The sequence below is a fragment of the Lysobacter antibioticus genome (assembly GCF_001442535.1).
GTDB lineage: Bacteria > Pseudomonadota > Gammaproteobacteria > Xanthomonadales > Xanthomonadaceae > Lysobacter > Lysobacter antibioticus.
In genome coordinates this window covers 856,622-875,368 of record NZ_CP013141.1, presented here as the reverse complement: position 1 = coordinate 875,368, position 18,747 = coordinate 856,622, and the positions used below count along the sequence as shown (strand labels likewise).

The 18,747-nt window shown below is 66.5% G+C and carries 20 protein-coding genes; 13 read left to right on the top strand and 7 right to left on the bottom strand.

Annotated elements, in window-relative coordinates; translation table 11 throughout:
- Positions 1 to 224 precede the first annotated feature (224 nt).
- From GLA29479_RS03615 to GLA29479_RS03595, 5 genes are all read left to right on the top strand, one after another.
- A complete protein-coding gene (locus GLA29479_RS03615) occupies positions 225 to 1,517 on the top strand; it encodes an adenylosuccinate synthase (RefSeq protein WP_031374330.1) in 1,293 nt (430 codons plus the stop codon).
- Positions 1,518 to 1,720: 203 nt separating this feature from the next.
- Positions 1,721 to 2,581, top strand: a complete 861-nt coding sequence (locus tag GLA29479_RS03610) for an NAD(P)H-dependent oxidoreductase (RefSeq protein ID WP_082638258.1) — start codon at positions 1,721 to 1,723, stop codon at positions 2,579 to 2,581.
- 97 nt (positions 2,582 to 2,678) lie between these two features.
- Complete coding sequence (locus GLA29479_RS03605; RefSeq protein WP_057970806.1) at positions 2,679 to 3,626, top strand: glycoside hydrolase family 75 protein; 948 nt, start codon at positions 2,679 to 2,681, stop codon at positions 3,624 to 3,626.
- 320 nt (positions 3,627 to 3,946) lie between these two features.
- On the top strand, positions 3,947 to 4,609 hold the full coding sequence (locus GLA29479_RS03600; RefSeq protein ID WP_057970805.1) for an ankyrin repeat domain-containing protein: 663 nt from the start codon (positions 3,947 to 3,949) through the stop codon (positions 4,607 to 4,609).
- A 113-nt stretch (positions 4,610 to 4,722) separates the two neighbouring features.
- On the top strand, positions 4,723 to 5,934 hold the full coding sequence (locus GLA29479_RS03595; RefSeq protein ID WP_057970804.1) for a Tle-like phospholipase domain-containing protein: 1,212 nt from the start codon (positions 4,723 to 4,725) through the stop codon (positions 5,932 to 5,934).
- Positions 5,935 to 6,006: 72 nt separating this feature from the next.
- Here GLA29479_RS03595 and GLA29479_RS03590 read toward each other — a convergent pair whose 3' ends face one another.
- The 3 genes from GLA29479_RS03590 to GLA29479_RS03580 form a co-directional block, all read right to left on the bottom strand.
- Positions 6,007 to 6,453, bottom strand: a complete 447-nt coding sequence (locus GLA29479_RS03590; RefSeq protein ID WP_211265030.1) for a carboxymuconolactone decarboxylase family protein — start codon at positions 6,451 to 6,453, stop codon at positions 6,007 to 6,009.
- A 212-nt stretch (positions 6,454 to 6,665) separates the two neighbouring features.
- Positions 6,666 to 7,508: a type 1 glutamine amidotransferase domain-containing protein gene (locus GLA29479_RS03585; RefSeq protein ID WP_057970803.1), complete on the bottom strand. Its 843-nt coding sequence runs from the start codon at positions 7,506 to 7,508 to the stop codon at positions 6,666 to 6,668.
- Positions 7,509 to 7,528: 20 nt separating this feature from the next.
- Positions 7,529 to 8,236, bottom strand: coding sequence for a type 1 glutamine amidotransferase domain-containing protein (locus GLA29479_RS03580; protein WP_057970802.1), 708 nt, complete (start codon positions 8,234 to 8,236; stop codon positions 7,529 to 7,531).
- A 99-nt stretch (positions 8,237 to 8,335) separates the two neighbouring features.
- On the opposite strand from GLA29479_RS03580, the gene GLA29479_RS03575 reads away from it, so the two are divergent.
- Entirely contained in the window at positions 8,336 to 9,268 is a 933-nt protein-coding gene (locus GLA29479_RS03575; RefSeq protein ID WP_057970801.1) for a LysR family transcriptional regulator, read from the top strand.
- A 429-nt stretch (positions 9,269 to 9,697) separates the two neighbouring features.
- The gene (locus tag GLA29479_RS25160; protein ID WP_082638257.1) at positions 9,698 to 10,036 is read left to right on the top strand and encodes a hypothetical protein; all 339 of its coding nucleotides are present in this window, start codon (positions 9,698 to 9,700) and stop codon (positions 10,034 to 10,036) included.
- Positions 10,037 to 10,375: 339 nt separating this feature from the next.
- Here the strand turns inward: GLA29479_RS25160 and GLA29479_RS03570 are convergent, their stop codons facing one another.
- The 4 genes from GLA29479_RS03570 to GLA29479_RS03555 all read right to left on the bottom strand — a co-directional run bounded on the left by GLA29479_RS03570 (position 10,376) and on the right by GLA29479_RS03555 (position 13,085).
- Entirely contained in the window at positions 10,376 to 10,882 is a 507-nt protein-coding gene (locus GLA29479_RS03570) for a hypothetical protein (protein ID WP_248842792.1), read from the bottom strand.
- A 160-nt stretch (positions 10,883 to 11,042) separates the two neighbouring features.
- Complete coding sequence (locus tag GLA29479_RS03565) at positions 11,043 to 11,402, bottom strand: YciI family protein (RefSeq protein WP_057970800.1); 360 nt, start codon at positions 11,400 to 11,402, stop codon at positions 11,043 to 11,045.
- Positions 11,403 to 11,575: 173 nt separating this feature from the next.
- Entirely contained in the window at positions 11,576 to 12,367 is a 792-nt protein-coding gene (locus tag GLA29479_RS03560; protein ID WP_057970799.1) for an AraC family transcriptional regulator, read from the bottom strand.
- A gap of 106 nt (positions 12,368 to 12,473) precedes the next feature.
- Positions 12,474 to 13,085: a hypothetical protein gene (locus tag GLA29479_RS03555; protein ID WP_057970798.1), complete on the bottom strand. Its 612-nt coding sequence runs from the start codon at positions 13,083 to 13,085 to the stop codon at positions 12,474 to 12,476.
- 251 nt (positions 13,086 to 13,336) lie between these two features.
- Here GLA29479_RS03555 and GLA29479_RS03550 point away from each other — a divergent pair, with 251 nt between their 5' ends.
- The 6 genes from GLA29479_RS03550 to GLA29479_RS03525 all read left to right on the top strand — a co-directional run bounded on the left by GLA29479_RS03550 (position 13,337) and on the right by GLA29479_RS03525 (position 18,690).
- Positions 13,337 to 14,014, top strand: coding sequence for a hypothetical protein (locus GLA29479_RS03550; RefSeq protein ID WP_144436335.1), 678 nt, complete (start codon positions 13,337 to 13,339; stop codon positions 14,012 to 14,014).
- A 112-nt stretch (positions 14,015 to 14,126) separates the two neighbouring features.
- A complete protein-coding gene (locus tag GLA29479_RS03545) occupies positions 14,127 to 14,756 on the top strand; it encodes a hypothetical protein (RefSeq protein ID WP_211265029.1) in 630 nt (209 codons plus the stop codon).
- Positions 14,757 to 14,766: 10 nt separating this feature from the next.
- Positions 14,767 to 16,281 carry a MocR-like pyridoxine biosynthesis transcription factor PdxR gene (pdxR, locus tag GLA29479_RS03540; protein ID WP_169795610.1) on the top strand — a complete coding sequence of 505 codons (1,515 nt, stop codon included), beginning with the start codon at positions 14,767 to 14,769 and terminating at the stop codon, positions 16,279 to 16,281.
- Between the two features lie 34 nt (positions 16,282 to 16,315).
- Positions 16,316 to 16,843: a class I SAM-dependent methyltransferase gene (locus tag GLA29479_RS03535; protein ID WP_057970795.1), complete on the top strand. Its 528-nt coding sequence runs from the start codon at positions 16,316 to 16,318 to the stop codon at positions 16,841 to 16,843.
- A gap of 197 nt (positions 16,844 to 17,040) precedes the next feature.
- Positions 17,041 to 17,490, top strand: a complete 450-nt coding sequence (locus GLA29479_RS03530) for a hypothetical protein (RefSeq protein ID WP_169795609.1) — start codon at positions 17,041 to 17,043, stop codon at positions 17,488 to 17,490.
- A gap of 213 nt (positions 17,491 to 17,703) precedes the next feature.
- Positions 17,704 to 18,690, top strand: a complete 987-nt coding sequence (locus tag GLA29479_RS03525) for a hypothetical protein (RefSeq protein WP_144436333.1) — start codon at positions 17,704 to 17,706, stop codon at positions 18,688 to 18,690.
- Positions 18,691 to 18,747: the final 57 nt, after the last annotated feature.

Sequence of the window (18,747 nt, the reverse complement as noted above, 5' to 3'; positions counted from 1 at the left end):
TGCATGAACGGATCGCCCCAATTTCCGCCAACCGACCGATCCGGACCGATTTGGGGTGGCCTTGGCCTATCGAAACCCGGATAATGCACAAAAGCCGGCCGGGGACATCCCCGCCGGCTTTTTTCCGTTCATGGCCCTGTGGCGCGGCATCGGCTGCGACTGGGTCGGGGCGGTCGCCTCGCGGCCAATGCCGCTTTCACAGCAAGCGCAGGAGTTACAAGGTCATGGGTCAGTCAGTCGTCGTTCTCGGTGCCCAATGGGGCGATGAAGGCAAGGGCAAAATCGTCGACCTGCTGACCGAGCAGATCGGCGCCGTCGTGCGGTTCCAGGGCGGCCACAACGCCGGCCACACCCTCGTCATCGGCGGCAAGAAGACCGTCCTCCACCTGATTCCGTCGGGCATCCTGCGCGACGATGCGTTGTGCCTGATCGGCAACGGCGTCGTGTTGAGCCCGGCCGCGCTGCGCAAGGAAATCGGCGAGCTCGAGGAGACCGGCGTGGAAGTGCGTTCGCGCCTCAAGATCAGCCCGGCCACGCCGCTGATCATGCCGTACCACATCGCCCTGGATCAGGCCCGCGAGAAGGCCGCCGGCGGCAAGGCCATCGGCACCACCGGCCGCGGCATCGGCCCGGCCTACGAAGACAAGGTGGCGCGCCGCGGCATCCGCGTCGCCGACCTGCATTACCCGACCCAGCTCGCCGAGCAACTGCGCACCGCGCTCGACTATCACAACTTCGTCCTGACCAAGTATCTGGGCGTCGACGCGGTCGACTACCAGCAGACCCTGGACGAGGCGCTGGCCTTCGGCGAATACGTCGAGCCGATGAAGTCCGACGTCGCCGGCATCCTTCACGACCTGCGCAAGCAGGGCAAGCGCGTGCTGTTCGAAGGCGCGCAGGGGTCGCTGCTCGACATCGACCACGGCACCTATCCCTACGTCACCTCGTCCAACACCACCGTCGGCGGCGCGCTCGCCGGCACCGGCGTCGGCGCGGACTCGATCGACTACGTGCTCGGCATCGCCAAGGCCTACGCGACCCGCGTCGGCGGCGGCCCGTTCCCGACCGAACTCGACGACGAAGTCGGCCAGGGCATCCGCGACCGCGGCCAGGAATACGGCGCCACCACCGGCCGTCCGCGCCGCTGCGGCTGGATCGACATCGTCGCGCTGAAGCGCGCGGTGGCGATCAACGGCATCACCGGCCTGTGCATCACCAAGCTCGACGTGCTCGACGGCATGAAGACGCTGAAGATCTGCATCGCCTACGAATACCGCGGCAAGCGCACCGAATACGCGCCGCTCGACGCCGCCGGCTGGGACGAGTGCACGCCGGTCTACCTGGAGTTCCCGGGTTGGGAAGAAAACACCCACGGCATCACCGAGTGGGACAAGCTGCCGGCCGCGGCTCGCGCCTACCTGCGCGCGCTGGAAGAATTGGCCGGCTGCCAGTTGGCCATCGTCTCGACCGGTCCGGACCGCGCCCACACCATGGTGCTGCGCGATCCCTGGGCCTGACCGCCTATCAATCGGCGCCCGCCGACGCGATTAACGACGAAGCCCCGCGAAAGCGGGGCTTTTTCGTGGCGGCGCCGCTGCGCCAGGCGGCGATGCCCTGATCTAGATTGGTGCCTGGTGCGACGCGCAGAGTCGATGAAAATGCGTCACTGCGGAATAGTTGGATTGGATAAGGTAGGTCATCTCTTCCCGAGGCGGCCCTCATGTCCACGATCACGATCAACGCAGCATCGAAGCCCGAGTCCGAAAATCCGCAGCGCCCCAAGCGGGTGTTGATCGTCTACGCCCACCCCGAGCCGGCCTCGTTGAGCGGCTCGCTCAAGGACACGATGCAGGCGCATCTGCTCGCGAGCGGGCACGAGGTGCAGGTGACCGACCTGTATGCGCAAGGCTGGAAGGCCAGCGTCGATGCCGGGGATTTTCCCGAACACGACCCGCGCGAACGCCTCGGGGTGGTGAGCAGTTCCAAGCGCGCGTATGCCTCCAATGCGCTGACCGAAGACGTGGTGCGCGAGCAGGAGAAACTGCGCTGGGCCGATGCGCTGATCCTGCAGTTTCCGCTGTGGTGGTTCACCATGCCGGCGATCCTCAAGGGCTGGATCGATCGCGTTTACGCCTACGGTTTCGCCTACGGCGTCGGCGAGCATTCCGACACGCGCTGGGGCGACCGTTACGGCGAAGGCCAATTCGCCGGCAAGCGCGCGATGCTGTCGGTCACCGCCGGCGGTTGGGCCGACCACTACGGCCCGCGCGGCATCAACGGCAGCATCGACGACCTGCTGTTTCCGATTAACCACGGCGTGCTGTATTACCCGGGCTTCGACGTGCTGCCGCCGTTCGTGGTCTATCGCAGCGACGGCCTCAATGCCGAACGTTTCGCGGTTGCCGAAGCCGAGCTGCGCAAGCGCATGGATGGCTTGTGGACGCAGGCGCCGATTCCGTACCGCAAACAGAATGCGGGCGACTACGAGGTGCCGTCGATGACGCTCAAGCCCGGGCTCGAATCGGTGGGCGCGCGCGGCTTCGCTCTGCATCTCGATCATCGCAGCGTCGTCGCCGACTGAGCGAGCTGTCGCGACGGTTGGGCGTAGCAGGCGCGGCGCATTTGGCCGCGCCGCGTCGCCGGGGCCGTTTTCCTCGTGGTCGGCACAGGAGAGGGCCATGGCCACGCATTCGCACCTGTTCATCAAGAAACTGCTGGTGGCGGCCGCCGTGGCCTGCGGCCTGCTGCTCGTCGCCGGGCCGGCGCGCACGGCCGAATGCGGAATGAGCCGCTCCTTCGTGCAGCCCGACGGCAATGCGCGCGGCGGCCAGACCGCGGTCTGGTCCGATCCTGAAGGTTCGGCGCTGTTGTTCGTCGAAGGCCTCAACGTCAACACCGACGGCACCCGTCGTTCCTACAGTGTCGACGATTTCTGGGGCGAGACCCGAGCGCTCAATAATCTGTGCAATGCGATGAGCGACGCCTGCGCCGGCCTGTCGAGCGCGGGGCTGAAGGCGCGTCGCATCGCCACCCAGCAGGCCGCCGCGGCCGGCTGGCCGGCGGAGCCGTTGCGGCGCACCAAGATCTCGCCGGCGATCATTCCCTTCCGCGACGGCAAGCCCTGTCCGGCGGTGGACGGCTTCCTGGTCTCGGCGACGTCGCTGCGCAAGCCGGGCGGCGGCGACGCCTGCGACATAGAGACCTATGTCGATGCCTTGGTCACGCCGGCGTTGGTGATCCCCAAGAGCCCTTCGCCGTTTTCCAGCCGGGCCAAGGTCGGCGACCTTGCGGTGGCGATGAAGCCGGGCAGCGACCAGCCGGTGTTTGCCGTGGTCGGCGACAGCGGCCCTTCGCGCGAACTCGGTGAAGCCTCGATTGCGCTCAACGGACGTCTGCTCGGTCGCAGCGCCTTGCCGGCCAATTACCGCGAAGTGCGCGGACGCGGCGAGTTCAGCGGCCGCGGCTGGACCGTGCCGCGAGCGATCGTGCTGATCTTTCCCGGCACCCGCGACACCGCGAACCCCTTCATGACCCCGCAACGCATCGACGAGACGGCTCAGCGTCGCTTCGAACAATGGGGCGGCGTCGCGCGCTTGCAGGCCTGCGCCGAGGCCTATTCGCGCTGACCCACGGCTGGTTCGATTCCGTCGGTATCGATGAGGTTTTCGGCGTTGTCACGACGACGGCATGCGCGACTGCCAGCATCGCCGTGCGCGGATGCGGATCGCCACGGCCGAGCCGTGTCGAGCCCGGCGATCCGGCCTGGTTTTGTGACCGCGGTCCGACCCGGCTGCGGGCCTTCACGGTTCTTGCTAGGCTGGCCCCGCCACGGTACGACACCGTATGTCGCAAGACGCTACGGTAGGGGATACGTTCCGTGCGCGTCGTTCGACGTCCCGCCACGCAGCGGGCCTATGGGGTAGGCAGTGCTCAGGAGGAGTGCAAGATGGCAGTAGTCGATATTCATGAGGTGTTCGCCGATCCGGCCGTGGCCGAATTGGCCGAGGCGGTCGCCGCAGGCGACAGCGCGGACATCCGGCGTTTGGCCGCGGGCGTGGACCTGCGTACGCATGGCGACAAGAACGTCACCCTGCTCGAATGGGCGGTGCTCAATCAAAGCCTCGACGGCCTCAAGGCCTTGCTCGAAGCCGGGGCCGATCCGGCCGAGCCGGGCATCGACGGCGGCACCGTCGTGCATATGGCGGCGATGGCCAACGATCCGGTTTATCTCGACGTCCTGCTCGCGCACGGCGCGGCGCCGGACACCCCGCATGGCGAAAACGGCTCGGCCCCGCTCAGCGCGGCCTTGATGGGCGAGCGCTCGGTCCAGTTCCATCGCTTGCTCGAAGCCGGCGCCAACCCGAATCACGTCGACCGCCTGGGCAATACCGCCCTGCACGTGGCCGGCAAGATCAACCAGCCCAATCGCGCGCTGGACTTGCTCAAGGCCGGCACCGACGCCGATGCGCGCAATCGCCAGAACGTCACCTTCCAGCGCTATTTGTTCATGACTCCGCCGAGTCTGTTGAACGCGCAGACCCGCCAGGATCGCGAGGCACTGGTGGCCTGGTTGCGCGAGCACGACATTGCGGTGGAAAGCGGCGGCTGAGCATTGCCGCGGCTGGCAGCGCGTGGCGCGCGGATCAGGAGAGCGATCGCCGCCGCGCCGCACTCGGTATTTAGGGGTTTCAAGGATTCCAGGGATTTCAGGGAGATCGAATCATGAGCGAGCAGTCCGCGCGTCCCGCCAGCGGCGGTGAACCGTCGTTTGCCGAGCAAGTCCGAGGCCAGGACGCCAAGCCGATCGACAAGACTTTGGCGCGGCTGATGGCCGACCTGTACGACGAAGGTCCCGGCATCGACGGCTTCAAGCCCTTGAATGCCGAGCAGCTGCGCGACGCCGGCATCGACCCGGCCACGCTGAAGAACGAAGACAGCGGTTTCCTTGCGCGCATCTACGGCGACGACAAGGGCCATTACGTCCTGGCCTATTCCGGCACCGACGAAGGCAAGGACTGGCTGACCAATCTGCGCCAGGGCGTGGGTCTCGAAGACGCCCAGTACAACCAGGCCATCGCGCTCGCCCGCGAAGCGCGCGTCGCCTTCGGCAACGAAGTCGTCATCACCGGCCATTCGCTCGGCGGCGGCCTGGCCGGCGCCGCTTCGATCAGCAGCGGCATTCCGGCGGTGACCTTCAACTCGGCGGGCGTGCACGACAAGACGCTCGAACGCATCGGCATCGATGCCGACCGCGCCAAGGAAGAAGTCACCAACAGCGGCCAGGTCCGGCGTTATGCGGTCAAGAACGAAATCCTGACCGACCTGCAGGAGCACAGCATTCCGCTGAAGTGGGCGATGCCGGACGCGGTCGGGCACAAGATCGAACTGCCCGATCCCGACCCGCAATCGTTCTGGCGGCGGATGATCCCGGGCAACGGCATCAAGCACGGCATCGACGTGCACTACATCGATGCGGTGATCAAGGCGCAGGAAATGGCGTCGCCGACCTTGTATCCGCAAGGCACCGCCGCGGTGAGCCCGATCCATTCGGGCCGCGATGCGCATCCGGCGACCTCGCCGGCGAATCCCGACCACCCGAACCACGCCTTGTACGGACAGGCCCTGCGCGGCTTGCAGGGCATCGACAGCCGCACCCTGGATTTCCAGGGCGAGCAGGGCTATCGCAACGCCGCGACCCATGCCGCCCATGATGCGCGCGCGCACGGCATGGACCGGATCGATCACGTGGTGGCGAGCAACAACGGCGCCGGCTTCTTCGTCGTCCAGGGCGGGCTCGACGATCCGGGCAATCGCCGTGTGTTTCTCGATCAATCGCGCGCCCTGTCGCAGCCGGCCGAACAGCCGGTCGTGGCCCAGCTCGCGCAGACCGAAACGCCGACGCAGACCGAGTCGCGCCGCGCCGTGATGGGCTGAGTTTCAGCCGTCATCGGCTTCGGCGAACGGCGGCCTCGGGCCGCCGTTCGTTTATCCGCGGTAGGCGTTGGCTCAAGCCTTCCAGGCGCCGACCGGTTGCTTCACCGCGACGTTGAGCCGGTTCCACACGTTGATGTTGGCGATCGCCACCACCAGCGCGGCCAGTGCGGCTTCGTCGTAGTGCCTGGCGGCTTCGTTCCAGACCTCGTCGCAGACCGCATCGGGACGGTCGCTGATCCGCGTCAACGCCTCGGTCAACGCCAGCGCGGCGCGCTCGGCTTCGTTGAAATAGGGCGCCTCGCGCCAGGCCGACACCGCGAACAGACGCTCGTCGCTTTCGCCGGCCTTCTTGCCCTCGCGCGCATGCATGTCGACGCAGACGCTGCAGCCGTTGATCTGGCTGGCGCGCAGTTCGATCAGGATCAGCGTCCGAGCCGGTACGCCCTTGTTCTCGGTCGAGGCTTTCAGCGCCCACAGCGCCTTCATCGTGTCCGCGTGGATCAGAGCGGGGTTGTTCATTCGTGCTTGCGTGTGCATGTCGTCGTTCCTCGTGGCTGGGTGTGTGTTGCATCGTCATAGGTCTGACGAACCAGCTACGGGGAACGTGACATGTCGGGAAAAAAACTTGGCCGGCAGGGCGAGCGAAGTCGCTACGGCGATTGGAGGGGGGACTCTCAGGGCCATGACTCTCAATGCCGGGCTCGGGCTCGCTGCCGGCCTTGCGCCGCGGCTTACTTCAAGCGCGACAGCAATTCCTTCGCCACAGCGACCGCCGAGGCCGGGTTCTGCCCGGTGATCAACTCGCGATCGACCACGACGTTCGCGCTCCACGGCGCGGTATTGCTGCGATAACGCATGCCGGCCTGTTGCAGTGCGGTCTGCGGATAGAACTTCATCGCCCCGCCGCCGAGCGCGGCCTTGGCCAGCTCTTCTTCCTGGTTGCTGATCACGGTGACTTGGTAGCCGGCATAGATCCACTGCGTCGGCGCGGTGGCCTTGCCGGAGCCTGCCAGCTGCGCCGTGAACCGCTGAGCCTGCGGCAGGGTCGAGAGCAGGGCGATCGGGCCGTGGCAGACCAGGGCGGTGGTCTTGCCGCGTTGGTGGAAATCGCCGAGCAGACGGCCGAGCGTCGGGCTGTGCAGCAGGTCCTGCATCGGCGCGTGACCGCCGGGGATGTAGACCGCGTCGAACCGGCCGTAGCCGATCTGTTCGATGCGGGCGAGGCTGAGCACCGGCGATGAGTCTTTCGCGGTGATCGCCAGGCGATCGAGCAGGGCTTGGTGCGTCTTCAAGGCCTCGGCGTCGCCGCCGAAGTACATCGGGTCGATCGACGAGCGGTCCACGGTCGGCGCCCGGCCTTGCGGCGTGGCGAAGGTGACCTGGTGGCCGGCATCGAGCAACAGTTTCACCGGCTGCATCAGTTCGTTGAGATAGAAGCCGGTGGCGAAGGTCTTGCCGTCCCGGAGGTCGAGGTGATCGACATCGGACAGCACCACCAGGACATTGCCGGCGTGGGCGCTGCCGAAGCTCAGCGCGAGAGCGATCGCGGCCACGAGTTTTTGCATCGGTTTCATCGAAGTAGTCCGTATGAGAGTTATGCGGAGGCCGGGGCGAGCAGCAGCTCGCGCATCGCCGCACCGACGGCGCTGGCCGACTGCGGGTTCTGGCCGGTGACGAGGCGGCCGTCGACGACGACCTGCGAGGTCCAGTCGGGCGCCGGCTGATGCTGCGCGCCACGTGCGCTCAGCCGGCTGGCGAGCAGGAACGGCACCACGCCCTCCAGCTTCACGGCGCGCTCCTCATCGTCGGTGAACGCGCTTACGCGCTTGCCGGCGACCAGATAGGCGCCGTCGCTCAAGGTCACCTCGACCAGCGCGGCCGGGCCGTGGCAGACCGCGCCGACCACGCCGCCGGCTTCGTAGATCTCGCGCGTGACCCGCTGCACCGCCGGGCTGTTGGGGAAGTCCCACATCGCGCCGTGGCCGCCGGCGAAGAAGATCGCCGAATAGCGGGACGCGTCGGCGTCGTGCAGCGGCAAGGTATGGCGCACGGCTTCGCGAAAGTGCGGGTCGTTCCAGTAGCGCGCGTTGGTGGCGTCGTCGACGTCGGCGCCGTCCACCGGCGGTTCGCCGCCTTGGATCGAGGCGAACTCGACCGCGATGCCGGCGGCCTCGAGTTCGGCCAGCGGATGGGTGACCTCGCCTAGGTAGTAGCCGGTCGACTGACCGCTGTCGCCCTTGCGGCCGTGGCTGGTGAGGACGAACAAGACCGGCTTGAGGCCGGCGGCAGGGTTCGGGGACATGAGCGTTCCTGAGGGGAAGGAGGTGATGGGCACTGTATTACCTCTGTTTTCGGCGATAAAATCCTCCATCGGGAAATGATTTGTTCTCTAGGGGCAAGAATGAGCCGGCGATTCGACCATCTCGGGGATGTGGAAGCCTTCGTTGCCGTCGTCGAACACGGTTCCCTGACTGCGGCCGCGGTAGCGTTGTCGACCACGCCGTCGGTGATCAGCCGCGCCATCGGCCGGCTCGAAACCCGCCTGGGCAGCCAATTGCTGCGCCGGACCACCCGTCGCCAGGGCCTGACCGAGGCCGGTCGTGTGTACCTAGAGCATTCGCGCGCTGCCTTCGCCCTGATCGACGACGCCGAGCGCGCGATCCAGGGCCAGGACGGCGAACTGAGCGGGCTCGTGCGCCTCAGCGTGCCGACCACCTACGGTCATTACCGGTTGCCGGCGCTGTTGCAGCGCTTCGCCGTTCGCTACCCGCAGGTGCAGATCGAACTCAACATCGCCAACCGCAACGTCGACCTGGTCGCCGAAGGCTTCGACCTGGCGATACGCCTCGGCCAACTGCCCGACAGCGGCCTGGTCGCGCGCAAGCTCGAAGACGCGGCCTTGTGCCTGGTCGCGTCGCCGGCCTACCTGGAACGCGCGGGCTTGCCGCGCACCCTGGAAGACCTGCGCCGGCACGTCTGCATTCCCTTCGTGATGCCGAGCACCGGCCGTGTCGCGAACTGGCTGTTCCGCAGCGAGCAGCACGCCGGCAACGAGCGCAGCGATATCGACTGGACGCCGGCATCGCAGATGCTGATATCCGACGACGTACTGGGTGTGGTGTCGTTGGCCGAGCAGGGCGTCGGCATCTGCCAGAGCTACGACTTCATCGTCGAAGACCGGCTGCGGCGCGGCCGCCTGGTCGAATTGCTGCCGCAGTTGCGCGGTCGCTCGCGGCCGTTCTCGCTGATCTATGCCCCGCATCGCCGTTTGTCGGCGGCGTCGCGGGCGTTGATCGATATGTTGGCGGGGGAGAGTGAGTCTGCGGGGGGCTAGGCGATTGGCTGGAGAATTTCTGGGGTACTCCGCAGTCCGGCAGGAGGGGCATAAGCCGCGACTCCGTTTTCCAATCTCGCTTCGTTGCTTTCCGTGGTCTCATGTAGGAGCGACGTCCTACTGGATTTCCTTCGGTCATAAGTCGCGACCACGGGACGCGCAGAGGCAACAACGCCGATGTCATGCATCGAAGTGGCCTACTTTCGCAGGGGTAGGAGCGGCGCGAGCCGCGACCGCGTTATGACGAGCTTGCGGCGCATCGCTCACGTAAGATCAAGATCAAACGCCAAAAGCTTCCGCCACTAAAGCGGCGGGTAACTTTCTTTTGTCCAAAGCAACAAAAGAAAGTCACCAAAGAAAAATGCTTTTCCTTGACGAAGCTCCCCTGCGAGTTCGCCGCTTGCGCCGGGATTTTTCGATAGGACATCCTTGTCCTATCGAAAAACGGCGCACGTCCTGTGCGCCGCCCTCCGGGTCTCCAGGTGTTCTCGCAAGTTCGTCGCTGCGCCATGCTTTCACGGCAACGGCAACGGCAACGGCAACGGCAACGGCAACGGCAACGGCAACGGCAACGGCGGTCTATTTGCTGTTGCTGTTGCTGTTGCTGCTGATGTCGTTGCTGTTGGTTTTGCCTGGCGCAGCTACGATCTTGCGAGGACGCTTGTAGACCCGGAGGGCGGCCCGCATGGATGCGGGCCGTTTTTCATCGGGACAGGGATGTCCCGTATGAAAAAGCCCCGCGTATGCACCGAACGTGCGGGCCTGTGATTCAAAGAGAAGCATTTTTCTTTGGTTACCTTTCTTTTGTTGCTTATGACAAAAGAAAGTAACCCGCCGCTTTAGTGGCGGAAGCTTTTGGCGTTTGATCTGGATCTAGATCTAGATCTAGATCTAGATCTTGATCTTGCTTGAGCGTTGCGCCGCAAGATCGAAAGGACGCGGTCGCGGCTTGCGCCGCTCCTACCCTTGCGACAGCACGCGGCTTCGACAGATGACCCGGGCGTTGTCGCTCCTGCGCGTCCCGTGCTCGCGACTTATGACCGAAGGAAATCCAGTAAGACATCGCTCCTACAGGGGCCGAACGGCGCGACCGGAGTCGGAAACGCCTCAATCGATCCGATATACCCGCGCCTTCGGCATGTCCTCGTCGACCTGCAGGAACCAGCGGCCGGCGACGCCGGGGACGACCAGGATCTCGGGCGCGATCAGCGGCTTGCGCAGCTTCATGCTGCCCTTGAGCACTTTCCATTGCTGGCCGTTGTCGAGTTCGAACACGGTGCCGGGCTCCCAGCCCGCCACGTCGCCCTTGAGGCGGCTCTTGATCGGTTGGTCGTCGAGACCGATGTACTGCGCGGCGCTACGCTGGCCGGCTTCCGGCGCTGCGGATGTGACGGGTGCCGCGGAGGTCGCAGCGACCGCCGGGGCGGGGTCTTTCGCGCTGGCTTCGCGCAACATGCGGTTGAGCAACTGCAGTTGCGCGGGCGACAGGCCGACCTCGCTCAGTTGCTCCGCGCTCAGGCGTTGCTCGATATCGATATAGGCGGACTGCGCGAGAACGGTGAACGGGGCGAGCAGCAGGGCCAGCATCAGGCCGCGGATCAAGGGTGTCGCCATCGTTCTCGTCTCGCCTCGTTGCGGACCGTCGATCGGCCGCTTCAATGTCCGGTCCCGCGCTCGCGGAACCGGACCTGCGGCAGTGTGTGGCAGTTGTGTTGCAGAATTAAGACCGTCCACATTAAGGCGGTTCGCGCCTCCGGGCCGGGGGCTGCGGCGCTTACGGCGTCGCGTTGGCCGGGGCCGAGGTGGGATTCGGCGCCGACCACGCACGCACCTCGACGGTGAAGCCGTGGCGCATGCCGGGGTGGGACTCGGCGACGCGCGCGGCTTCGTCCAGGTCGCGCGCTTCCAGGAACAGCAGGGCGGTGATCGGCAGGGGGTCGGCCTCGACGGTGCCGCGGTGCGGGCCGATGTGGCGGCTTTCGGGGGCCAGCAGCCGTGGGGCGAGTTGGTGCCCGGCCTCGTTGTGCCGGCGCGCCCAGGCGCCGATGTCGCGGCCGAGGCTGAGTCGTTCGGCTTCGGACAAAGACCCGCGGTCGCGACGGAACAGGATGACGAAGGTATTCATGGCAGTCATGGAGGGGCTCGCTGGTAGAGAGGCGGTCTCCGCCGATGCCGACAGCGCGAGCGCGGGCCATAGCGCTGCGGACAGCAGCGCAGCGCGTAGCGGGGCGAGGCGGTAACGGCGGGCGGCGACCATGTGCGCATGCTGCCGTGAAGCCGGGACGCCGGCTTGTAAAAAATCGGCGCTCAGGCCGGTTCGTGCGCAGCGAAGAATGCGGCGGGTGCGCTGCCGGTGGCGCGGCGGAAGTCGTGGTTGAAATGGGCCTGGTCGTAATAACCGGCGGCCAGTGCGACCTCGGTCAGATCCAGGCCGGTCGCTTGCAGACGCACCGCGTGTTGCAGCCGCAGCATCGAGGCGAATTTCTTCGGCGTCACCCCGACCACGCGGCGGAAGCGTCGTTCAAGCGCGCTCTGGCTCAGACCGATGTAGCGCGTCAGCGCGTCGATGCGACGGCCGGCGGGCCGGCGTTCGAGCCAGCTCACCGCGGCCGCCATCAGCGGGTCGGGTGCGTTTTCGCGCAAGCGCGCCAACAGGAAGTGCTGCAACTGTGCGATGCGCTGGGGATGGTCGGATGCGCTGGAGAGTTGTTCGTGCAGGCGTTCGAGCTCGTCGGCTCGGTCCAGCAGCTCGCTCAGGTCGGTCGTGATGCCGCTGAGCGCTTCCTGCGAGGGCCGCAGAAACGCCGCCGCACCGACCGGGGTGAACGCGGCCAGCAGCACCGAATGCCCGGCGTGGTGGTCGTGCGCGCGCAAGGTATCGCGCAAGCCGGTGAACGCCGCTTGCGGCATCCAGCGGCCGCCGTCGATGCGGCAGCGGCCCCTAAACGTAAACGCGGCTACGGTGCCGGTATCGGGCAGATGCGTATCGGCGCGGTCGGCGACGAATTCCACCACCATGAAACGCCGCACGAACGGCCGCAGCGCCGCGCACGGCGCTTGCTGGAACCATTGCATGTGGCGATGCGGGTTGCGGGCCATGCGCCTCGTGCCGTCGAGCAATAAGCCGGCGGATCGTCCGCCGTTTCAGAGCGGAAACGCTACGGCAAGGGGCGAACGCCGGCAACGGCTCTTCAGTGAGGCCTGGCTATTCAGTGGGCGTAGGGTCGGCGATGCGGGTATCGGTCGCGATCCAGTTCAGTTCCCAGCGCTTGCCGTCGTCGGCGGAGAAAGCCTGCTCGAAACGGCAGACGTCGCGCGTCGCGCATTCGATGACGAAGCGGACCAGGATCGGCCGGCCGTCGAAGGTATCGCGTCCGAAGAATTCGCCGCGCCCGTCCTTGAAGGCGCCGGCAATCGGCGCGGTGAGCGTGCCCGAGCGCAGGTTGGCGTAGTTGATGTTCCACTGCCGCGCCTGCGGTTCGTACAGGCGCAACGAAATGCCTTGGATGCGACCGGAGGGGCCGGCGATGTCGAGCTCGGCGAGGTTGGCGCGGCCGTCGAACAGCTTGCGCACCACGGTCGTGCCTTCCAGTTCGAGCCAGGTCTCGTTGCCGCTGAGCGGGCTCTGGAGCCGCGACACCCGGGTTTTCCAGGCGCCGATCTCCCAGTCGAAGTCGCGCTGTCCATCCCGCGCTGCGGCGCTGGCGCCCTTGTGCGTCGGTACGGGCGCGGCTTGGGCGGCCTGGGCATCGAATGCGAACAGGACGTTGAGGCTGGCAGCCAACAGGCCCATGCGAAGGAGGGGAGGGGCGATCATCGTTCGATTGGGCGCTCAGGGCGGGCTCGACCGGCGAGCGATGAGCGCACCATGCGATGACGCCCGTGACGCAGCAAGGGCCATTCTGGCGCCGGTCGCCAGGCCACTGCGTTGGTACCGCGCCGATGTCGGGGTATGAGGTTGGACGGCAAGCGCGCGCCTGTAACACGCCCGGCGCTAAGGTCGGGCGAACGCTGCGACGATCCAGGGCCCGTGCCGGTGTCCGCGTCCGTTCGGAGGAACCCGATAACTTGGCCATACCGTCCGCCGTGCTGTATTTCATAAGCCAGCATCCGTACTGGTCGTTCCCGTTGATCCTGGGCCTGTGCAACCTGCCGGCGGTATGGCTGTACCAACGCAGTGGCAGCAGCCGTTGGCTGTGGTGGTGCTTCGTCGGCTGGCTGGCGGCGTTCGCCAATATCTTCGTCGGCCGCCTGGCCAACACGAGTTTTCTCGAAGCCTTCGGCAGCGAGGGTACGGCCGTGATCGTCGGCAGCGAGCCGGCCCAGGCCAGTTTCAACGAGCAGCCGATCTGGAACTACACGGCGGTGCTGAGAACGGCCGACGGCCGCGACCTCAAGATCGGGTTCGATACCCTGACCGCAAGCCTGTATCCGCTGGGCGACCGTTTCCTGGTGCCGCCGCAGGGCGAGCGTTTCGTCGTTCGTTATATTCCGGGTTTCGAGCGCAACATCGCGATCATCGCCGAGCGTTCCGAGTTCGGAAAACGCCAGCGGCTGGTCGAGGCCCAGGCCGCGCTGGATCAGGCCGCCGCGCAATGGGCGCTGAGCCCGAATAATGCGCAGTTCGTGCATGAGTACCGCGAGGCCTTGCAGAGTTTTCTGCAGGCGCATCGCGGCGATATCGACCCGGCCCTGGCCGAAACCCTGGAGCGCCGGCGCGCAGCGCTCGACGCCGCGGCGCAGTAGGGCGGCGCATCCGTCCTCCGCGTGGCCCATGACGTCGCGGCAAAATGGCGCTTCCAGCCTGGATGCGCAGCGCGCAACTTCTGCGCAGGCTTCCCGTCCACGAGCGCCCTGCATGCACAGACCGACTTCGACCTCGCGCCGGCAGATCCTCATCGATGCCATCGCCGGCGCGGCCGCGATGAGTCTGGCGCCGATAGCGGCCGCGAGCGATAGCGCATCCTCGCTTGCGGCGAGCCCCGACGCTGCCGGCAAGGCCGGGCCCAACATCGCGATTCCGACCGGCGACCTCCACGATTTCGATTTCTTCGTCGGCCGCTGGAGTTTCGCCAACCGACGCCTGAAACAACGCTGGGTCGGCAGCGACGAATGGGACGAGTTCCCGGCCACGCTCAGCTGCGAAAGCCGGCTCGGCGGGGTGGTGAACATCGACGACGGCGTGTTTCCGACCAAGGGCTGGTCCGGCATGACCGTGCGCGTGTTCAACCTCGAGCAACGGCGCTGGTATCTGTACTGGATCAACAGCAGCAGCGGCCGGTTGTTTCCACCCGTGGTCGGCGGCTTCGTCGGCGACGACGGCGAGTTCTTCGGCGACGACAGCGACGAAGGGCGCCCGGTCAAGGTCCGCTTCCGCTGGAAGCGCCTGGGCCTGGATGCCGCGCATTGGGAGCAGGCGTTCTCGCAGGACGGCGGCCGTCATTGGGAAACCAACTGGACGATGGAGCACACGCGCATCAAGGGCTAGTATGCGCGGCATGGCCAAGCATGCCGGTTCGGTATTCTCCGTCGACGTCACCGGTCTCGAGACGGGACAGGGTCAGCCTGCGTACGCGCGTATCTGCGAGCGCATTCGCAGCGCCATCGTCAGCGGCGCGCTGGCACCGAATGCGCGCTTGCCGTCGAGCCGGGTCCTGGCCCAGGACCTCGGCGTCGCCCGCAACACCGTCGACTGGGCACTGGGCCAGTTGGTCGCCGACGGCTATATCGTGCGGCGCCGCGGCGCCGGCAGTTTCGTCGCCGCGAGCCTGCCCGAACGCGATACGCGCCCGCTCGCCGCCAAGCGCAGCACGCAAGCCGCGGCCGTCGAGGACGAACGCCGATTGTCGAGGCGAGCGACTGCGCTGCGGAGTTATCCCGGCCATTACCAGCCGGCGTCGGCGATCCCGTTCACGCCTTCGCTGCCGCCGATCGATCTGTTTCCGCGTGCGGTGTGGAACCGTCTGCTGCAGCGCGAGGCCGCACAAGCCGGCACCGCGTACTGGGCCTATGGCGCCAGCAATGGCTTGCCGGCCCTGCGCGAGGCCATCGCCGCGCACGCCTCGGCGATGCGCGCCACGCGCTGTTCGCCCGAGCAGGTGATCGTGGTCACCAGCACCCAGCAGGCGGTGGAGCTGGCCGGAAAAGTACTGGCCGATACCGACGACCTCGCCTGGGCGGAAACACCGGGCTACCAGCCGGTGCAGCACTGCCTGCGTGCGGCCGGCCTGCAAGTCGTGCCGGTGCCGGTCGACGAACAGGGGCTCGATGTCGCCGCGGGCCGCAGGCTGGCGCCGGATGCGCGCCTGGCCTACGTCACACCCGCGCACCAGTATCCGATGGGCTACGAGATGTCGATGGAGCGGCGCCAGGCCTTGCTCGACTGGACTCGGCAACACGACGCCTATGTGATCGAAGACGATTACGACGGCGACTACCGCTACGAAGGCCGGCCGATCGCTTCTCTGCAGGGCATGGACGACGGCGGACGCGTCATCTACGTCGGCAGTTTCAACAAGATCCTGTTTCCGGCGCTGCGCATCGCCTATGCCATCGTGCCCGAACGCCTGATCGCGGCTTTCGTCGACGCCAAACATGTCGCCGACGGCCACACTGCCTTGCTGATGCAGGGCGTGCTGGCGGCCTTCATCCAGGAAGGCCATCTGGCCCGCCACCTGCGCAAGACCCGCACGATCTACGACGAGCGCCGCCTGGACTTCCTCGAACAGGCCCGCGCCTTGACCGAGGTGCTGGAGTTCGGCCCCGCCACCGCCGGCATGCATGTCGCCGCCTTGTTCAAGCAGGGCCTGGCGATCGACGATCGCGCCGTCGCCGCCGAATGCGCACGCGCCGGCGTGGTGGTGCATCCCTTGTCGAAATACGGTGCGAGCGAGCGTGGCGGGCTGGTGTTCGGCTTCGCCGGCGCATCGCGCGCGGCGACCCGCTCCGGCCTGGAGATCGTGGGTCAGGCCATCGCTGCGGTTCGTTCCATGGGCGCTGGTTCCAGTCCCTGATTGCAGGGTCGTTCGGTACGCACGGAGGCCACGGATGCAAGCCAGAACCCCGGGTCGAATCCTCTGGGCGGTCGAGCGGCTCGATCCGGCCGCCGCCGACGAACTGCTCGAAATCGGTTGCGGTAACGGCGCCGCCGTGGCGTCGATCTGTCCACGCCTCGACCGCGGGCGGATCACCGCCATCGACCGGTCGCCCGCGGCCATCGCGGCCGCGACCAGGCGCAACGCCGCTCATATCGCATCCGGCAAGGCCGTGTTTCTCGCCACCGACCTGGCTTGCTTCGAATCGTCGGCGCACAGGTTCGACAAGGCCTTCGCCGTCAACGTCAATGTCTTCTGGCTGCGGCCGACGGTCGAGTTGCGGGTGCTGGCGCGCGTGCTCAAGCCCGGCGGCGCGCTGTGCCTGGTGTTTCAACCGCCGAGCGAATCGCAGCTAGACTCGATCGCTACAGCATGCGCCGAGCGGCTGGTCGCGCAGGGTTTCGTCGCGATCCGAACGGTCCGTCACAGGTTGGAGAACGGCGCGGCGGTATGCGTGCATGCCCTATGGGGCGAGCGATAATCCATCGTCGAAGGCCGTGCCTGGAAGAGTATGCGATGGGGGATCGGCCCGCGTCGTTCGTGGCGAGTGCCGATCACGGACGCGAGCCCGAATCGGTCACGATTGGCATCTGCATGCAGCCGATTCGTGGCTCGCACGCTTGATCGTGCGCGTTGGGTTCGCTGAAGTCGAGCCTCCCCATGGAGTGGAGTGTATCGATGAAAAAGGTAGCCGCAGGTTTCCTGCATATGTTGGCCTTGTGCCTGCTGTTGACGGTGTCGCAAACGGCTCTGGCCCAGTCGGCGCTGAAGCAGATCCCCGAGGGCACGACCCTGTGGGCCGGGCAATCGATCTATTCGAACAACCTGCAGTACCGGCTGACCATGCAGGGCGACGGCAACCTGGTCTTCTACCGCGTCGCCGACTCGCGCCCGTTGTGGAACAGCCAGACTCACGGCAGTGGCGGCTACAAGACCGTGTTCGAGCCCTTCGCCGTGTTCAATGTCCTGCGTATCTCCGACGATGCGGTGCTGTGGACCAGCCGTGGCGGCGTCATCGGCGCACCGTATCCGGGCATGGCCTGGTACATCACCGACCAAGGCGATTTCATGGCGCTGTACTACGGCGGCACGGTCGTGCGCCATCTCGCCAACGATCCCGACAACTGATCGGCCGGATCCACCGCGATAGTCGAGTCTGCAAGGCGAAGGCCCCGCGAGCGATCGCGGGGCTTCTCGTTTGGCCGCGCCCGGGCTGCGCTCGTTGCGCACTGTGAAGCGGCACGCGGCCTGCGTTCGGGGGCGTGACTAGAATTCGGATCCCCCATTGCTTTCGCGCATCGCAACGACGGTTGCGCGAGAGCCCGCAAAGGACGATTCGCAATGAAGACAGGGCGACACTCACCGGCCAGCACACTGGCGATCCTGGTCGGAACGATGATGTTCGCGGGACCGCAGTTGGCTGCGCACGCGCAGCAGTCGGCGGCCGCACCGTTCCATGCCTACGACAACACCCATTATCAGGACGTCGACCTCGTCGGCGAGGCCGGGCTGGTCAAGGCGAACATCCTGTACCAGCGGCAGGAGTGGATCGCCTGCACGGCCGAGGACAAGTTGCCGCCCAAGGCCGATTTCCAGGCCGCGGTACAAGCCGCCGCAGTGCATCGCGGGCCGGTCGTGCTCGACTTCGAGAACATCTGGATCAAGAACGTCGATGCCGCACAAGCGCATCGACGCTACAGGCTCTGGCGCCAGTTGTTCTTGTGGGCCAAGGAAGCCGTGCCGGACCGCATGATCGGCGCCTACGATCTGCTCGGGCCGAACACCGACCAGTACCTCGATTGCGCGCGCGATCTGTCGCAGTACCAGGACGGCTTCTTTCCGCATTTGTACACCGCCTCCGGCCTGACTCAGGCGACCTGGGAGCGCCGGCTCGACAATCGCGTGGTCTCCGCGCGCAACGTCAATCCCAGCAAGCCGCTGATTCCCTATATCCGGCCGCAGGAAGAGGCGACCTGCGGCGGCGATCCTGAGCCGACGTACCTGCCGGCGGATCGTTGGCGTCGGCAATTGGATCAACTGGGCGCGAAGGCGTCGGGTTTCATAGTCTGGAGCCCGGTGATGTGCTCGCAGCGGGTCGGCGACAACCGCGGCTGGATTATCGAGACGGTCGATTTCATGCGCAGCCTGCCGTCTGCTTCATCGACCGTTGCGCAGACCCGATCCTGGCCGCTCGCACCGCCGCTGACCGCGTGCGCGCCGACGCCCGGCGTCAGCGTGCCGGTATCGGCGCCGAAATCCAGGGCTGTGTCCGCGCCAACGACGGTGCAGTCCGCTGCGGTGCAATGCGAGGCGCTGCCTGCATTGTGATCGCAGCAGGTTATCGAGCGCGAGAAAGGCCCGTGGCTTGGGGCAACTATGAGGTTT

Excerpts from the sequence above, each read along its gene's own strand:
- pdxR (WP_169795610.1), top strand. The coding sequence starts at position 14,767 with ATGGCCAAGCATGCCGGTTCGGTATTCTCCGTCGACGTCACCGGTCTC.
- GLA29479_RS03590 (WP_211265030.1), bottom strand. The coding sequence starts at position 6,453 with ATGAACAACCCCGCTCTGATCCACGCGGACACGATGAAGGCGCTGTGG.
- GLA29479_RS03585 (WP_057970803.1), bottom strand. The coding sequence starts at position 7,508 with ATGAAACCGATGCAAAAACTCGTGGCCGCGATCGCTCTCGCGCTGAGC.
- GLA29479_RS03565 (WP_057970800.1), bottom strand. The coding sequence starts at position 11,402 with ATGACTGCCATGAATACCTTCGTCATCCTGTTCCGTCGCGACCGCGGG.
- GLA29479_RS03595 (WP_057970804.1), top strand. The coding sequence starts at position 4,723 with ATGAGCGAGCAGTCCGCGCGTCCCGCCAGCGGCGGTGAACCGTCGTTT.
- GLA29479_RS03535 (WP_057970795.1), top strand. The coding sequence starts at position 16,316 with ATGCAAGCCAGAACCCCGGGTCGAATCCTCTGGGCGGTCGAGCGGCTC.
- GLA29479_RS03555 (WP_057970798.1), bottom strand. The coding sequence starts at position 13,085 with ATGATCGCCCCTCCCCTCCTTCGCATGGGCCTGTTGGCTGCCAGCCTC.
- GLA29479_RS03575 (WP_057970801.1), top strand. The coding sequence starts at position 8,336 with ATGAGCCGGCGATTCGACCATCTCGGGGATGTGGAAGCCTTCGTTGCC.
- GLA29479_RS03570 (WP_248842792.1), bottom strand. The coding sequence starts at position 10,882 with ATGGCGACACCCTTGATCCGCGGCCTGATGCTGGCCCTGCTGCTCGCC.
- GLA29479_RS03525 (WP_144436333.1), top strand. The coding sequence starts at position 17,704 with ATGAAGACAGGGCGACACTCACCGGCCAGCACACTGGCGATCCTGGTC.
- GLA29479_RS03530 (WP_169795609.1), top strand. The coding sequence starts at position 17,041 with ATGAAAAAGGTAGCCGCAGGTTTCCTGCATATGTTGGCCTTGTGCCTG.
- GLA29479_RS03610 (WP_082638258.1), top strand. The coding sequence starts at position 1,721 with ATGTCCACGATCACGATCAACGCAGCATCGAAGCCCGAGTCCGAAAAT.
- GLA29479_RS03605 (WP_057970806.1), top strand. The coding sequence starts at position 2,679 with ATGGCCACGCATTCGCACCTGTTCATCAAGAAACTGCTGGTGGCGGCC.
- GLA29479_RS03615 (WP_031374330.1), top strand. The coding sequence starts at position 225 with ATGGGTCAGTCAGTCGTCGTTCTCGGTGCCCAATGGGGCGATGAAGGC.
- GLA29479_RS03580 (WP_057970802.1), bottom strand. The coding sequence starts at position 8,236 with ATGTCCCCGAACCCTGCCGCCGGCCTCAAGCCGGTCTTGTTCGTCCTC.
- GLA29479_RS03560 (WP_057970799.1), bottom strand. The coding sequence starts at position 12,367 with ATGGCCCGCAACCCGCATCGCCACATGCAATGGTTCCAGCAAGCGCCG.
- GLA29479_RS03545 (WP_211265029.1), top strand. The coding sequence starts at position 14,127 with ATGCACAGACCGACTTCGACCTCGCGCCGGCAGATCCTCATCGATGCC.
- GLA29479_RS03600 (WP_057970805.1), top strand. The coding sequence starts at position 3,947 with ATGGCAGTAGTCGATATTCATGAGGTGTTCGCCGATCCGGCCGTGGCC.